This is a genomic window from Fischerella muscicola PCC 7414, from assembly GCF_000317205.1.
Classification (GTDB): domain Bacteria; phylum Cyanobacteriota; class Cyanobacteriia; order Cyanobacteriales; family Nostocaceae; genus Fischerella; species Fischerella muscicola.
The window spans coordinates 14,389-28,211 of sequence record NZ_AJLK01000052.1 but is presented as its reverse complement, the minus strand read 5'-3'; the positions used below and the strand labels follow the sequence as shown (position 1 = coordinate 28,211).

The following is a 13,823-nucleotide window of genomic DNA, read 5'->3' as shown; positions in this document are numbered from 1 at the left end:
TTGGGCTACGAGATCCCCGACTTTTTAAAAAAGTCGGGGATCTGGCCCCTCGCAAAGAGTTGAAACTTATGTAGTCGAGTACTACGAACCCTTGGCGTCTACCCTGCACCGAAGCCGCTTGCGTGTCTATGGCGGTTTAATAAATTAAACTTTTCGTCAATTTTTGCGTAAGTCCTGAGGACAAGAAAGTGGTAGCAAGTAATTGACTACCACAAAACGCTTCACTGTGCAAGAAACGTATGCTGAGTTCTATTAACTAGACTCAGCATTTTCTGACATCAGTGATATTTGTAGGTGAAGCAAACTTGTAAGCATTTTTGCTCTTGCCAACATATGCTTACGTATTCTTCCAGAAGTTTTATCCTCACTAACTTTTAAGTCTATTACTTCTGGAACAAACACTTTTTTGCTGCTTACTGACATAATGTTAATGCCCTCCTACAGGCGTCTCTGTTGGTTGGGAAGTCCCCAGTGCTGGGAACACTGGGGGCGTTTGAAAGAGCGATCGCTTTTCTGGTTACTGCCATAAGAGCGATCGCTCTTTCTTTTGTTGCAGCGATAACACTGCAACTGTTTCATATCATAACTGATATTGCATACAATTGCAAGCTTTTTAGAATATTTTTAGATGTTTTTTCTATCTTAGCGAATCTTAGGGCTTACTATAGGATGCGAAAGTGATGATGAGTGATGACGTGAGCAAACGATTTACAGTAACTCTTCCGGACTCAGTATTTGAAGATTTAGAGGTGTTGGCAGATATACAAGGTAGGCCAACAGCTAACCTAGCAGCTTTTTTGATTGAAATTGGTATCAGACAGGCTAAAGACAGTGGTGAATTTCCAGAAAAACCAAAAGCCTCCAAACAAAAGAAGGCTAAAGAGGACACATGAATTAACATTAGACTTCTTGCAAAAGTCGAATAAACCCCCCTTAATCCCCTCGTTTCGGGGGGAAACAAAAAATCCAGTCCCCTTTACAAGGGGAGGGTTAGGGTGGGGTAAAACCCTTTACGTGACTCTTGCAAAAGCGATTTTCGACAAGCGTGAAGTGCAAAACCTGCTGAAAACAAAGAGGTTAAAAAAGCGATCGCGACTGAGATTCCCTTGAGGCTTGTCACTGGTTGATCAAGTTTTTTAACTCTGATGCGTCTAAGCTAATTTTCCAAAAGCCTTCTAGAGGTGAGGATGACAGTTGGCGATCGCCAACTAAATTACTGTCATATTCCAACCCAATACTAAACGTATCACTTAAAGGAATCTGCCCTAATTTACCAAAGCCTTCAATCTCGTTTGGATCAGTTATATCCGGCTGCTTTAGCTGAATAGTTGTTTGGTATCCACCATTAAAATAGATTGTGGCTCGATTCTGTTTGAAGCTTACCTGAACGTCGTAAACTCCACCTGTTGCGTAATAGTAAGCTTTGGCGTTTATCTTTTTGTTATCTATACTTTTCCCCTGATACTCGGCTGCGGTGACGGGTAAGACTAACATTAATACACCAATAACAGCAGCTATAATTAGCTCTGAGATTTTCATACTTGCTCTCAGTTAAAGTTTGAACGAGCTATATCTTTTATGGTAGAGCAGTTATAGCTATATTAATGCGATCGCTGTTAGAAGCGAGTGAAGGCTGATAGCTGTTGTGGGAAAAAAACTAAACTCATCCCTATAGGGGATTAAAACGTATTACTTCAGATATAGGCTTAAAATTTAAGTTTACAATTTCTAAAGTTTTGACAAATATAATTTAACTCCTAAAACACTATTCGTTCACTGCGGCTAGAAAACGATACCCACATAAGTTGCTCATAGTTACGGATAATTAAGGAGTACAAGATAAATGGCTGGGAAAAAATTTTATTACTATCGTACACTGCATAAATTACGTAAATTTATTCAACCTCGCGTTCCTATCAAACTTGGTTACAAAACAATAATTGTACCAACTGATAATGTGGAAGAGAGCATTACACTTTATCATTGGCAACTAACCTGGAAAACTGAAACTATCAGAAAGCTACTTCCTCTGAAGGTAGGGGATTTTATAGATATTGGAGCAAATATTGGTCAGACCTTGTTTGATTTTTTAGCAGTACAACATCAATGTCAATATATAGATTTGTTTGTTCCAGAGGACGAGATTGACAAAATTGCACATTCAGGGATTGCGTGTGAGATCGTTTCACTATAAGTTAAGGCAGAAGGCAGAAGGATGAAAAAATTTCATACTTCACACTTCATCCATATCTGTCTTGAAAATGGGTGTGGGGGTGTAGGAGGAGTCAAATTTTCATACCCTAGTAGGGGACAATTGACCGTGGGGGATCTTGCACTGCTGCACTAGAAGTCGCAGCTACACATACAAAACCTACCTTCGTGGGTTTAAAACCCTTAATTTTGGTTAGTCTGCGTTGGCGGACTTTGCTTGTATAGCCGTGATTTCTAATCACCAAAGCTAGGTGCTTTCACTTGAAAATATGGTGTGTACACCGTAGCCCCTACGAGGGGAGTGCTGTCGCAAAATCTATTTTGGTGACTCCCGAAATCATTATTGCTGTCGCAAAATCTATTTTCAGGATTGGTTTTGAGCTTTAAGTGAACCGTATTGGACTATAAGCCACCACCTCATCGCCTCTTAAGAGTTCTCCTCGACTTGTTAACAAATCAGGGATCTAGAAAATTTGGGAAGTCTTAATTTCTCAGTGCTTTGATGAACCTCTGCAAACCCCTAAACACACTTGGTTTTTTCCCTGGTACTGCGGCGGCGGTTTCTCCTTCTGCTGTTGTTGTTGCTGCTTGTCCCTTAGCAAGAATCATGTCTAAGTCGTCGCCGGAGGGTTTTTGTGGTAACTCAGCGATTTTTTGATACTCTCCGTTATTTTCTACCAAAATTTCCCATAATCCGGGATAACAACGAAATAAGGCGACATCTGGGTATACAGAACGCAGGTAGTAACAAGATTCTATCGTGCTGAGAAAACGGATGCGGGTTTGCCTAGCAGCATAACCGATACCTATCTTGCCGGCATCTTCCAGAAAAGGATTTAGCATTACTAAGGGGCGATCGCCTATTACCGCACAAATTTTTTCTAATTGCGGTACTTCTGGTGAACCGGGGGCGATAAACAAGAAAATTTCATCTTCTGGTTGAACTTTTGACTCAATAGAGGCAGCCCTACCAGTACCGATGTCGGTGATTTTAAATGGTACATCTGTCCAGTCGCGACGAGCAAGACCAGCACCACCCGCATCGGCAAAGAAAACTTTGAGTTTGTCGTTGTATTGTTCAAACATGGGCAGAAATTGCTGGGCTACCTCCATCAATTTCAATTCTGGAAACAACAACTCAACCTGTAACCGAGTATAGCCATCTGCAATCGCGGCTTGGGTAGCTGTACGCGCTTGGGCGATCGCATCTTCTAAAGAGTTTGGTAGTTCAGCCATATTAAAATATTTTGGAATGAAATTGTTAGTAGATAGTGGTTGTTTGTTGATGGTTGATTGTTGGTTGTTGGTTGTTGGTTGTTGGTTGTTGTACCAGACGTGCCATGGCACCTCTGTACATTGGTTAGTAGTTAGTAGATAGTAGTTAGTAGTTTATCTAAATCTTTAACTACTAACTAGCAACCACCAACCACTAACTAATCACAACCAATTCTACAGGTGATAGTCGCTGCAAAACCTGCTTGAATACCATCGCCACCCAATCTATATCCGCTGCGGTGGTATCTCGCCCTAGTGTCATCCGGACACTGGCGAAGGCTGCTTTTTCTGAGTAACCCATTGCTAACAAAATCGGACTAGGGCTGAGTTTACCACTATTACAGGCAGCCCCAGCACTAACTCCAATCCCAGCGCGGTTTAATTCTCTAACCAGAGTTCTACCGCTGACTTTTTCACCATCGGCGTGTTCTAAACAAAAGCTGACATGGTGGGGTAAACGATGAACTAAATCACCTGTAGGGATTAACCCGGGAATATCTATTAACTGCGAAAACAGGCGATCGCGCAACTGCATTAACCTGGGTGTTTCGATCGCCATTTCTTGGGCTGCTAATTCGGCGGCGACACCAAACCCAGCAATCACGGGTACTGCTTGTGTTCCGGAACGCGATCGCTTTTCCTGTCCACCACCACCCAGCAAGGGAACCAATTCTAAGCCTGGACGCACATACAACGCCCCTGCACCTTGCGGCCCGTAAATTTTATGGCTAGAAAGGCTCAGTAAATCCACTGGTAAAGTTTGTACATCAATGGGTAAGCGTCCTGCGACTTGGACTGCATCTGTATGAAACAACACACCAGCACTGTGGGCGATATTTCCCAATTCGGCAATTGGCTGGACTGTACCCACTTCACTTTGCCCGTAAATTACTGACACTAATATAGTGTTGTCTTGCAATGCTGCTTTTAAATCTAAGGGGTTAACTCTACCTTGGCTATCAACTGGGAGGCGAGTCACTTGCCAACCCCACTGTTCTAATAACCGCGCAGGTTCAGAAATCGCGGAATGTTCAACACTAGAAATAATGAGATGTTGGGGTTTGCTATACAAACGGGCAACACCCATAATTGCTAAATTATCTGCTTCTGTACCACCAGAAGTAAAAATAATTGATTCCGCAGGTGCATTGATGAGTCCGGCTACCTGCATTCTAGCTTGTTCTAATACAGTTGCTGCCCGTTGTCCCCACTCATGCAAGCTAGAGGGATTACCCCACTGTTGAGTGAGGACTGTTTGCATTGCTGCGATCGCTTCTGGGCGAGTAGGAGTAGTAGCACTGTAATCTAAATAAATTTGCATAGACTCTCTAGTCAATACACTAGGCAACGGGCTGTTTCTATTTTCAGCTAATACAGTTAATTTTTCTATTTTTGACAGTCAGGGGCATTATATTTGCTGTCCTGCCCGTTTAATAACCTCACACCATGGGAATGATAAATGTGTCCAACCAAGTAACTTTTATCAAACACCTGTGTCTTTTTTCTCTACCCTATGGCGTTTTTCTGCTGTATTTTTAGTAATACTAACTTTAAGCGCTTGTCAACGAGCCAAGTTTGACAATAAGCGTTTAGAACCACTACCGCAAGATCCATTTGTACAAGTTTACTTTAACCATTCTCAGTCTTCCGAATACTTAGAACCTTATCGTCACCAAGCTCATCAGGGAGATAATTTAGAAAAATTAATTGTTGAGACGATCTCCCAAGCAAAATCAACAATTGATGTGGCAGTGCAAGAATTACGTTTACCTAAAATAGCACAGGCACTTGTAGATAAACAAAAAGCAGGCATAAAAGTCAGAGTAATTTTAGAAAATAACTATAGTCGTCCTTGGAGTAGTTTTACTGCTAACGAGGTGAACAGATTAGATAAAAGAGAACAAGAACGCTATCAAGAATATAGGTTATTTGCAGATAGCAATAAAGATGGAAACCTCAGCCAAGAAGAAATTAGTCAGACAGACGCTTTAGTAATTTTAAAGCAAGCCAAAATACCTTTGATTGATGACACCAGTGATGGTTCTCAAGGTAGCAGTTTGATGCATCATAAATTTGTAGTTGTAGACAATCGTTTTGTGATCGTCACCTCTGCTAACTTTACTATGAGTGACATCCACGGCGATTTTAAAAATACTAACAGCTTGGGTAACGCGAATAATTTATTAAAAATTGACAGTCCCGAAATTGCAGATTTATTTACCAAAGAATTTAACCTGATGTGGGGTGACGGAGTAGGCGGTAAATTCAAAAGTAAATTTGGTTTGCAAAAACCTTTACAAAACTCTCACAAATTAATCTTAGGCGAGAATAAAATCACAATCAAATTTTCACCAAATTCTCCCACACAGCCTTGGAATAATAGCAGTAATGGTTTGATAGGCAATACCTTAAATTCAGCCAATAAATCTATAGATATAGCTTTATTTGTATTTTCTGACCAGCGTTTAGCAAACATACTCGAGACGCGCCACAACGATAATGTGAAAATCCGTGCCTTAATTGAGTCAGGTTTTGCCTATCGTCCTTACAGTGAAGCATTAGATATGATGGGGGTATCTCTGAGTACAAAATGTCAAAATCAAGTCGATAATCGTCCTTGGAAAAATCCCATTACTACCGTAGGCGTACCTATTTTAGCCAAAGGTGATTTATTGCATCACAAATTTGCCGTTATAGATCATAAAACAGTAATTGCTGGTTCCCACAACTAGACAAAAGCAGGCAATAACAGTAATGATGAGACACTTTTAGTAATAGAAAACCCCATAGTTGCTGCTCATTACCTACGAGAATTTGACAGACTTTATGCCAACTCTAGATTAGGTATTCCACCAAAAATTCAGCAAAAAATCAAAACACAAACCAAACAGTGCCAGAAATAACTCATAATTAGTAATTCCTAACTACTAGTAATAACCATGACTCTCAATCACACCATCTCATGACATAAATACAGATGAAAAAACCATCTGTGTTCATCGGTGTTCATCGGTGTTCGCCTTCTAAAACATAAATCTTGGTCACAGCTTTAATTTCCATCAAAAGTATCAAATATTAAAATTAAAACCTAAATAACCATGACTCTCAATCACACATTGTCATGACATAAATACAGACGAAAAAACCATCAGTGTTCATCGGTGTTTATCGGTGTTCGCCTTCTAAAACATAAATCTTGGTCACAGCTTTAATTTCCATCAAACGTGCGAAAACACTTTCGCTTCCACCAAAAGTATGATATATCCTTATATCTGTGAAAAATTATCTTTATAAATAAACCCTTCTCCAGAAAGAAGAAAAACACTCATTTATATTCATAGCATCAGAATATTGCAAATTTTCGCTCCTCAAAAATTATAAATACCTTGGAGATAAAACATTATGAAACTAAACTTAACGCTATTTTGGGTAACATTGGCATTTGTAATTGTAGGAGCGATCGCATTAGTTCTCCAACCTTATATCGAAACTCATTGAGTTGAATGTAAGTAAACTTTGATATCATGCAAACAACTCGCTCACACCAGGAAATCTCTCTTCAGCCCAAACCCTACACCATCGAAGACTGGCGGGGAGAAAATCGTTCCCTCAAGCAAGAATTCGCCTACCCTATTGAAGATGTAGAAGGAGAAATTCCCACCAACCTCAAAGGCACCTTGTATCGTAATGGCCCCGGACTACTAGATATTTTTGGTAGACGTCTGCATCACCCATTTGATGGAGATGGCATGGTTTGTGCGATCTCATTCTCCAACGGACGTGCCTATTTTCGTAATAGCTTTGTTCGTACCGAAGCTTACTGTGCTGAAGGCTTAGCAGGACGAATGCTATACCGGGGTGTGTTTGGTACACAGAAACCGGGAGGCTGGTTAGCAAATGCTTTTGACTTGCGAAGGAAAAACGTTGCTAACACCAACGTCATCTATTGGGGCGAAAAACTGCTAGCACTATGGGAAGCTTCCCATCCCTATCGTCTAGATTCCAAGACGCTGCACACTCTCGGTAGGGAAACCCTTAATGGTGTGCTACATAAAAATTCTCCCTTTGCAGCCCATCCCAAGATAGATCCGGGTGATGAGAATCGGGAACCGCGTTTAGTTAACTTTGCCATCAAACCAGGGCCACTGACAACAATTACCGTCTATGAATTAGACTTAAAAGGCAAAGTTGTTCAACAACACGATCATAAAATTCCCGGCTTTGCCTTTATCCACGACTTTGCTATCACGCCGCAATATTGTCTATTCTTTCAAAACCCCGTTTCCTTTAACCCGCTACCCTACATACTGGGTTTTCGGGGTGCAGCAGAATGTATCAAATTTGAGTGCGATCGCCCCACAAAAATCTGGATCATTCCCCGTAACCCTACTCAAGAAGCCCAAGTTATTGATGCAGATCCCTGTTTTGTTTTTCACCACGCTAACGCCTTCGAGCAAGGCAACGAAATTATTGTAGACTCAATTTGCTACGAAACCTTTCCCGCCATTGACCATAACCTCAATTACGAAGAAATTGACTTTGATAGTCGTCCTCCCGGACAACTTTGGCGTTTTCACCTCAACTTACAAACTTCCACATCCCACCGACATTTAATTCATCAACGCGCTAATGAATTTCCCTTTATCAATCCTGCATTCATCGGTAAACCTTATAGTTGTGTGTACTTAGCAGCTGCCCATCAGCCAGAAGGCGACGCACCCCAGCAAGCGATCATCAAAGTCGATCCGGAGTGTGGCGAAAAGCAAATTTGGAGTGCTGCACCCAGAGGATTTGTTGGTGAACCTGTATTCGTACCTCGCACCCCGATAAAGGGAAGTGAAGATGATGGCTGGGTACTAACCCTAGTCTACGATGCTACTTATAACCGTAGTGACGTAGTGATTTTGGATGGAAAAAATCTAGAAAAAGGTGCGATCGCCCGTCTCCACCTCAAACACCATATCCCCTATGGGTTGCATGGTAGTTTCACCTCCGATGTATAATTCTATGGCTGTGAGAAAAATCATTCTGTCGATCATCTGGTTAGGTTTTACTGCTTACACTATATGGTTAGCTCCCCTAGATCAACCAGATACACTACCTTTGGTGGGCAAACTGTTGACATTCCAATACGGACAACTCAATGCCATTATCCCAACAATATTTTGGCTGATGGGTGTCTGGCCGATGATTTACGGCAGTCTGATGTTTGCTGATGGCAGAATGCAAAACTTGCGTGCTTGGCCCTATTTTATTGGTGCAAATTTTACTGGTGTTATTTGTCTTTTGCCTTACCTAATCTTGCGAAAACCGAATCAAGAATTTGATGGTCAAAAAGATAAATGGCTAGACTTTTTTGATCGGCGTTCTACAGGAGTTATTCTTTTAGTAACTACTATTGGCTTACTATTTTATGCAATCATAGCTGGCAATTGGCAAGATTACATTTATCAATTTCAAACTGTACATTTTGTACATCTGATTAGCTTAGATTTTTGTTTAATGTGCCTGACATTTCCGCTGACTGATTTATTTGATGATGATATGGCACGCAGAGGAATTAAAGATACTCGTATTTTCTGGATAGTGGCACTCTTACCTTTATTAGGACCATTACTTTATATTTGTCTACGTCCACCTCTGCAAAGTAATTTATCAAGCTTATTTCAAGTAGTCTAGTGGTATGGCATTTATCGGTGTGAATCTGTGTGAATCTGTGTTCGTTTTTTCCTCTACTAAATTTGTTCGCTGAGGGGGTGACAAGGGGGATGTAACTTAGGCTTGGCTTGCCTTTCACTTTAATCACTGCTGAAAAGATGAGAATTAATTGAGCGCGATCGCGCTTTGTGAAAATAGGAGTTTTGAGTGCTGATGAATAAGAAAAATCTTGCTGTTGCTTTTTATCTTTGAGGGCGTCCGTCACCTGAAAGGCTTGCCCTGCCACAATTTGACTGCGGTTGTCACCCCCTCAGATTCGCTCGTAAACCACGATATTTTTCATGAATCGAACACCGATGGACACGGTGCAAGGCGATGGATTGGGCGTTGGTGGTCTAGTGGTATGGCATTTATCGGTGTTTATCTGTGTGAATCTGTGTTCGTTTTTTCCTCTACTAAATTTGTTCGCAAACCGCGATATTTATATTAATCGAACACCGATACACACGGATGCACACGGATGGATTCTTCGTGTGGATTTTATCTTAATGTTGGTATCACTTCTCTAAAAACATTGATTAATTCACATTAGACATAAATTACTACTCCGGGTTAAGCCCTATCTATGCTTGTAGAAAGATGAGAATCAGTCTTGCAGTTTTTACGATAATACAAGACTAATTTTGAAATAAAGTTATTCGGAGTGGAATTATGAGTGATATCAACTTAAAGCAAACAGAAGATCAAGATATTGGCATCAGAGAAGGATCACCAGAATCAATTAAAAATAACAATGCTACTGGGGTTTTAACTGAAGAAATTAAAGCAGAATTGCCTCAAGAAGCTCAACAAATTTTCGCTGCTGCTTTCAAAGCTGCCCAAAGTGATGGTATGAGTGAAGAGGGCGCTCGTCAAGTTGCTTGGAACAGCGTGAAAAATCAATATGAGAAAGGTTCTGACGGTAAATGGCACTCTAAAGGCGAAGTTACTGCCCAACATCATAAAGCTGTTACCTCTGGTGGTAATTAATTGCCATAACCCACCCTACAAATTGGACTTGGTGTCTTAGTGCCTTGGTGGTTTAATAAAATTTATTTTTTCACCATCAAGACACCAAAATACGAAGAATATAGAAGGCGGTTTGTGCCAATCACAAACCGCCTATTGAATTTCATACTCTTTGTTAAGAAAAATCCTGAAATAAATTATTAAACTGATAGAAGTTGCCCTACTGGGATGCACAGCCCATTAGACACATGAGCGAACATAAAACAAGAATCTGTATACTGGGTGGAGGTTTTGGTGGCCTCTACACAGCTTTGAGGCTGAGTCAGTTACCTTGGGAGTCTTTACCCAAGCCGGAAATAGTTTTGGTAGATCAAAGCGATCGCTTTGTTTTCTCTCCCCTGCTTTACGAATTGCTAACTGGTGAATTGCAAACTTGGGAAATTGCCCCTCCTTTTACAGAATTATTAAGAGATACGGGGGTGCGTTTTTATCAAGCTGCTGTGTCGGGAATTGACACACAACAGCGACGAGTATATTTACAAGATGGACCGGAAATTGGCTATGATCGCCTAGTTTTGGCGCTGGGTGGCGAAACGCCTTTGGATATAGTGCCTGGCGCTACTTCCTATGCTTATCCTTTCCGTACAATTACTGACGCCTACCGTTTGGAAGAGCGCTTGCGAGTGTTGGAAGAGTCTGATACTGACAAAATTCGCGTGGCAATTGTTGGTGCTGGTTACAGTGGTGTGGAGTTAGCGTGTAAACTAGCAGACAGGCTGGGGCCAAGAGGACGCTTTCGGTTAATAGAACTTACTGATCAAATTTTGCGAACCTCGCCGGAATTTAATCGAGAAGCAGCCAGAAAGGCGTTAGAAGAACGGGGTATATTTATTGACCTAGAAACTAGGGTAGAAGCGATCGCCCAAGATACGATTTCTCTGGAATATAAGGGTCAAGTAGATACTATTCCTGTAGATTTGGTAATTTGGACAGTGGGAACGCGAGTCTCGCCTGTAGTCCGCAATCTTCCTCTCAAGCAAAATCAACGCGGTCAAATTAGGACTACACCTACTCTCCAAGTCCTGGATCATCCAGAAATATTCGCATTGGGAGATTTAGCAGAATGTCGCGATGCGGAAGGACAATTAGTCCCCGCTACTGCCCAAGCAGCTTTTCAACAAGCCGATTACGCAGCTTGGAATATTTGGGCAGGTATCACTCATCGTCCTCAAATTCCATTCCGCTACCAATATTTAGGTGAGATGATGGCATTAGGGACAGACAACGCGACTCTGACTGGATTAGGTATCAAAATAGAGGGTTCTTTGGCTTATATCGCCCGTCGTCTAGCTTATCTGTATCGAATGCCAACTTTAGATCATAAACTCAAAGTTGGTTTTAACTGGCTAGCTCGTCCTATTATAGAGACATTATCACAATAGTAGATGGTGTACTAAGCGTCTGTTTTCAAACAGCCTAACACCCTTTATACCGATTTTGGATTTTGGATTTTGGATTGAAAGTCTTTGCCAAAAGGCTATTCCAGCAATCTCAAGTAATACTACTTATCCCTCTTTGGTATTAAAGGTAAACAGTAGTCACGACAACGGGTGAAATTCCCAACATCGTGCTACTTTGGCTAGACAAACTCAGTCCGTTTGTGCAGACTAAAAATCATAATTTGGGCTTTGCATGTGTAACTCAGGTTTGGATCTGTGAGATGATTAGCTTGAAAACACGCTTATCGTCTTGTCGTTAGACATGACGCTTTACACCGAATATATTATTTCTTCAAAATCTAAACTCCAAAATAGTCATAGGTTGATGGAACGACCGAAAGTTATTTTTTTAGATGCAGTTGGCACTCTCTTCGGCGTCAAAGGCAGTGTGGGCGAGGTTTATAGTCAAATCGCACAGGAGTTTGGTGTCGAAGTTTCTGCCGAAACTTTGAATAAAACATTCATCCAAAGTTTTAAAGCTGCACCACCACCTGTGTTTGCAAATGCCCAAGAACAAGATATTCCACAGTGGGAATTCGAGTGGTGGCTGCGCATTGCCTCCGATACTTTTCAAAAAGCAGGTGTTCTAGAGAAATTTTCTGATTTTTCGGCTTTTTTTAGCGAAATTTACATCCATTTTGGCACAGCTGAGCCGTGGTTTGTTTATCCTGATGTTTTACCATCTTTGACAAACTGGCAAAAGATGGGGATTGAACTGGGGATAATATCAAACTTTGATTCCCGCATCTATTCTGTACTACAGGCTTTGGAATTGAGAGACTTTTTTAATTCCATTACCATTTCTAGTCAAGCAGGCGTAGCCAAACCCGATCCCAAAATTTTTACTATTGCTTTAGAAAAACATAACTGTCCACCAACAGCCGCATGGCACATTGGGGACAGTATTGCAGAAGATTATCAAGCGGCAAAAGCAGCCGGATTAAGAGGTATTTGGATCAATCGTGAAAAGTAGAGGCACAAAGTGCCTCTACTTTTGTTGAGTGTTGATTGTTGAGTGTTGATTGTTGGTTGTTGGTTGTTGATTAACTATTCCAAGCAACAAACAACCATTTACTTTTGTTGGTTGTTGGTTGTTGATTGTTGGTTGTTGATTGTTGATTGTTGGTTGTTGGTTGTTGATTGTTGATTGTTGGTGAGACCAGCCCCCCAAAAAGGCGGTCTCCGTCACGTAGACGCGTAGACGCGAAGCGGCTTCCGCAGGTAGCAGCTTAAGGTAAGGGTAGGGGGACTGGCGAACCCGTAGACACGTAGTGGCTTAAGGTAAGGGTAGGGTTGTTGGTTGTTGGTTGGTGATTAACTATTCCAAGCAACAAACAACCATTTACTTTTGTTGGTTGTTGGTTGTTGGTTGTTGATTAACTATTCCAAACAACAAACAACTATCAACCATCAACTACTAACTATCAACTACCAACCATCATTTGCCTTGCCTCATCCTCTAATAAACGAATGAGAGTTTGATCTCCTTTTTCTCTCGCCACTTGCAGGCGATGTTCTAAATTGCGGCGGATATGGTCAAGGTGAGTATTTGTTAACTCTTGGCCAGTTTTTTGTCCTGTTTTTTCAGTAGCGATCGCCTCAGGCTGTCTGCGTAGTTTCATTGCTTCTACGTCTAGAGGATCGCCAACGCAATAAGGCACGCCGCGATACTTCAACTCTGCCACTGGTTGAGGTACAGGGATGTGTCTAGGATAATGACGTCTCCATTGCTGCCCACGATACTTACCACCTATTTCCCCTGGAGTCAGTTCTACAGCCAGGGGATTTGATTCATAATCTACACCGCGATAGGTTAGTTTCATTTGCTTCGCCTCGCTTTTAATTTTTTTGCAGGTTGGAATTAAATAGAGGCGCGTTCCTTCAGGATTTCTCCCTACTTCCGTCTCTTAAGCTGATTTTCTTCCTCGCTGTAATCAAAAGCGTTATTGTCGTCATTGGTTTGTAGTAGTACTTAGGTATTACTACAAATCCAATGTGGTATCACAGTCTTCAAGAGATGAACGATTTTATTTCTGTATTTATTGTAACATTTCTGCGCTAAAGTCAAGAAATTCGCATAAAAATTTAATTATTTAATAATTTCAAGCTTGCCTAAAATCCTGGCATCAAATTAAATTTGTAACAACTTAATTTTTATCTACTTACTGGGTA

General features: G+C 41.2%; 15 protein-coding genes and 2 pseudogenes. 9 read left to right on the top strand and 8 right to left on the bottom strand.

What is annotated here, in order from left to right; all coding sequences use genetic code 11:
• Positions 1-252: 252 nt before the first annotated feature.
• Together UYI_RS36610 and UYI_RS36605 are read right to left on the bottom strand one after the other, a co-directional pair.
• Positions 253-423, bottom strand: coding sequence for a hypothetical protein (locus UYI_RS36610; RefSeq protein WP_016866068.1), 171 nt, complete (start codon positions 421-423; stop codon positions 253-255).
• A 15-nt stretch (positions 424-438) separates the two neighbouring features.
• Positions 439-579: a hypothetical protein gene (locus UYI_RS36605; protein WP_157226309.1), complete on the bottom strand. Its 141-nt coding sequence runs from the start codon at positions 577-579 to the stop codon at positions 439-441.
• Between the two features lie 101 nt (positions 580-680).
• Between UYI_RS36605 and UYI_RS0107520 the strand changes: the two genes are divergently transcribed.
• The gene (locus UYI_RS0107520; protein ID WP_016866066.1) at positions 681-893 is read left to right on the top strand and encodes a ribbon-helix-helix domain-containing protein; all 213 of its coding nucleotides are present in this window, start codon (positions 681-683) and stop codon (positions 891-893) included.
• Positions 894-1,116: 223 nt separating this feature from the next.
• On the opposite strand, the gene UYI_RS0107515 is transcribed toward UYI_RS0107520, so the two are convergent.
• A complete protein-coding gene (locus UYI_RS0107515) occupies positions 1,117-1,539 on the bottom strand; it encodes a hypothetical protein (protein ID WP_016866065.1) in 423 nt (140 codons plus the stop codon).
• Positions 1,540-1,843: 304 nt separating this feature from the next.
• Between UYI_RS0107515 and UYI_RS0107510 the strand changes: the two genes are divergently transcribed.
• Positions 1,844-2,194 carry a hypothetical protein gene (locus tag UYI_RS0107510; protein WP_016866064.1) on the top strand — a complete coding sequence of 117 codons (351 nt, stop codon included), beginning with the start codon at positions 1,844-1,846 and terminating at the stop codon, positions 2,192-2,194.
• Between the two features lie 500 nt (positions 2,195-2,694).
• Here the strand turns inward: UYI_RS0107510 and UYI_RS0107505 are convergent, their stop codons facing one another.
• Both UYI_RS0107505 and UYI_RS0107500 read right to left on the bottom strand, forming a co-directional pair.
• Entirely contained in the window at positions 2,695-3,447 is a 753-nt protein-coding gene (locus UYI_RS0107505; RefSeq protein WP_026085805.1) for a DUF1995 family protein, read from the bottom strand.
• Between the two features lie 193 nt (positions 3,448-3,640).
• Positions 3,641-4,807, bottom strand: coding sequence for a cysteine desulfurase family protein (locus UYI_RS0107500; RefSeq protein WP_016866062.1), 1,167 nt, complete (start codon positions 4,805-4,807; stop codon positions 3,641-3,643).
• 172 nt (positions 4,808-4,979) lie between these two features.
• Here UYI_RS0107500 and UYI_RS32155 point away from each other — a divergent pair.
• From UYI_RS32155 to UYI_RS0107485, 3 genes and pseudogenes are all read left to right on the top strand, one after another.
• Positions 4,980-6,389: pseudogene (locus UYI_RS32155) on the top strand (phospholipase D-like domain-containing protein).
• Between the two features lie 621 nt (positions 6,390-7,010).
• Positions 7,011-8,489, top strand: coding sequence for a carotenoid oxygenase family protein (locus tag UYI_RS0107490; RefSeq protein WP_016866060.1), 1,479 nt, complete (start codon positions 7,011-7,013; stop codon positions 8,487-8,489).
• 4 nt (positions 8,490-8,493) lie between these two features.
• Positions 8,494-9,165, top strand: coding sequence for a hypothetical protein (locus UYI_RS0107485; RefSeq protein ID WP_035138270.1), 672 nt, complete (start codon positions 8,494-8,496; stop codon positions 9,163-9,165).
• 70 nt (positions 9,166-9,235) lie between these two features.
• On the opposite strand, the pseudogene UYI_RS38750 reads toward UYI_RS0107485, so the two are convergent.
• Positions 9,236-9,430, bottom strand: a pseudogene (locus tag UYI_RS38750) (hypothetical protein); the annotation flags it as partial.
• Between UYI_RS38750 and UYI_RS36600 the strand changes: the two are divergent.
• The 4 genes from UYI_RS36600 (at position 9,374) to UYI_RS0107470 (ending at position 12,624) form a co-directional block, all read left to right on the top strand.
• Complete coding sequence (locus UYI_RS36600) at positions 9,374-9,634, top strand: hypothetical protein (RefSeq protein ID WP_157226308.1); 261 nt, start codon at positions 9,374-9,376, stop codon at positions 9,632-9,634. The pseudogene UYI_RS38750 and the gene UYI_RS36600 overlap by 57 nt on opposite strands.
• Positions 9,635-9,855: 221 nt before the next feature.
• Positions 9,856-10,173, top strand: coding sequence for a ChaB family protein (locus UYI_RS0107480; RefSeq protein ID WP_016866058.1), 318 nt, complete (start codon positions 9,856-9,858; stop codon positions 10,171-10,173).
• Between the two features lie 227 nt (positions 10,174-10,400).
• Entirely contained in the window at positions 10,401-11,594 is a 1,194-nt protein-coding gene (locus tag UYI_RS0107475) for an NAD(P)/FAD-dependent oxidoreductase (protein WP_016866057.1), read from the top strand.
• A gap of 382 nt (positions 11,595-11,976) precedes the next feature.
• On the top strand, positions 11,977-12,624 hold the full coding sequence (locus UYI_RS0107470; protein ID WP_016866056.1) for an HAD-IA family hydrolase: 648 nt from the start codon (positions 11,977-11,979) through the stop codon (positions 12,622-12,624).
• A 15-nt stretch (positions 12,625-12,639) separates the two neighbouring features.
• Here the strand turns inward: UYI_RS0107470 and UYI_RS35670 are convergent, their stop codons facing one another.
• Together UYI_RS35670 and pirA are read right to left on the bottom strand one after the other, a co-directional pair.
• Entirely contained in the window at positions 12,640-12,822 is a 183-nt protein-coding gene (locus UYI_RS35670; RefSeq protein WP_016866055.1) for a hypothetical protein, read from the bottom strand.
• A 253-nt stretch (positions 12,823-13,075) separates the two neighbouring features.
• On the bottom strand, positions 13,076-13,474 hold the full coding sequence (gene pirA / locus UYI_RS0107460) for an arginine synthesis PII-interacting regulator PirA (RefSeq protein ID WP_016866054.1): 399 nt from the start codon (positions 13,472-13,474) through the stop codon (positions 13,076-13,078).
• Positions 13,475-13,823 lie beyond the last annotated feature (349 nt).